This window comes from Sporosarcina sp. P20a, assembly GCF_002743175.1.
Classification (GTDB): Bacteria; Bacillota; Bacilli; order Bacillales_A; family Planococcaceae; genus Sporosarcina.
Map to the genome: position 1 here is coordinate 1 of NZ_PDYT01000052.1, position 1781 is coordinate 1781.

General features: G+C 42.6%; 1 protein-coding gene. It reads right to left on the reverse strand.

All coding sequences use genetic code 11. The annotated features are described in order from the left end of the window. Nucleotides 1-375: 375 nt before the first annotated feature. Complete coding sequence (locus tag CSV72_RS16470; RefSeq protein ID WP_085426965.1) at nucleotides 376-1653, reverse strand: IS110 family RNA-guided transposase; 1278 nt, start codon at nucleotides 1651-1653, stop codon at nucleotides 376-378. Nucleotides 1654-1781 lie beyond the last annotated feature (128 nt).

The following is a 1781-nucleotide window of genomic DNA, read 5'->3' on the forward strand; positions in this document are numbered from 1 at the left end:
CGGCGACTCCCTCTTGAAAAGGTGATGATGACAAGGCTTGTCGCATTATTCTATTGACCCAAAAAGAATTTATATGACTAGTAAAGAGAATCGTCTACCTGAAAGTACATACTTTTGTAGATACTGTAAGTAAAGGATAACGCTGCGCTACCAGTTACAGAAACTGTTAATTTAATATGGCATGCACTATGGATCTCCAAGTACCTTATGATGACGAACCCTCCCACATCTCTTAGCGTCATGCGCTGACATTCCTTCGTTCGGTCTATCATAAGTTGGAGGCCGGCGAGATGCTCCCGATGAGGCTCGAGGCCTAATGTACGCCGCTGGTGCCAGCTTCTCCGTGTCATGAATAGAAGTTTCAGAATGCCAACCTCATGCTACTAATTGTAAACAGTGAAGGTCCGCAAGCATTTGCTCACCATCAAATTTCCGCTTTTTTGTACACATGGCATGAAGAACCTTTAGTAATTTGCTACATAACACGACCATCGACTCCTTCTTACGAAGGGGATTTTGAGGTCGTTGCGTATAATACTGATGAAGCTTCATAAAGGCAGGGTTGTTTCTAAGGATTGGATGCATTGCTCTGAATAAAATAGCCCGTAATCGTCTTCGTCCTCGTTTTGATATCTTCTTCATTCCCTTATGTTTACCAGAGGAATTCTCATGTAACGTAAGTCCCGCTAATTTAATTAATTGGCGTGGACTTTCAAAGTCAGTAAAACTTCCAATCTCCGCTAAGAGACCGGAAATAGTTCTACGGGAAATTCCCGGAAATGAAGCGAGATATTCATAATCAGCCGTTTGGACAATTAAGGATTGTATTTCCTCTTCAATCATCGCAAGTTCTTCCTCGAGTAGACGGTATTGGCGAATGAGACATTGTATCTCCCGTTTAGCTCCCCAAGGAGCCACGGTGATGCCAATGGATGTCTGAGCTACCTCAATGACTTTAGCTGCTATTTTGGGTCGCCTTTGCTTCATCTGACTCGCTTTCGCGCATTGATCCGCTAAATCAGCTGTTGTCATATTGACCAGCTCTGCAGGCAACGGGGTTGTCTCCAACACACCTAGAACCATGGCTCCAAAATCTGAGAATACCTCGAATAGCTCAGGGAAGTATTTATCTACCCATCGATGAATTCTGTTTTTCAGAATGGTGCGGTCGTCTATTAAAGTTTGCTCAAGCGTGAAACAGGAACGAATATTTGCTGCTTGATCCCGAAGAAGCTTCGGATATGAGAAACGACCATCTTTCATTAGCCGTGCGATCGTCAGAGCGTCTTTCTTATCGTTTTTGGTTTGCAGATTATCATCTAATTCCTTAACTTTCTTCACATGCATCGGATTGATAACGACCAGTGGTATACCGTAGTCCTCTAGGAAATATGCTAAATTCAACCAGTAATGTCCTGTAGGCTCCACGCCCACTATCACATGCGATTTATCGAATTCTTTCATACCCTCTAGTATTTCTTGATAGAACTGTTCAAACCCTTTACGCGTCTGTTTAACGAGAAATGCTTTTTTCAAAACACGTCCACGTTCATCGACAAAGGTTGCGTAATGATTATGTTTAGCAATGTCGATACCTATCACTAATGTTTGTTCTGTGACTTGATTAATTTTAGTATTTTCTTTAGAATTCATGTGAGTCCTCCTTGGTTATAATTAGGGGTCAAGCCGTCGACGCCTTGACACCCCGAATCATACCAAGGGGACTTTTCTATTTCAATAGGGTTCCACTAACCAAACAGGAATGCTCCCGATGGATCAGC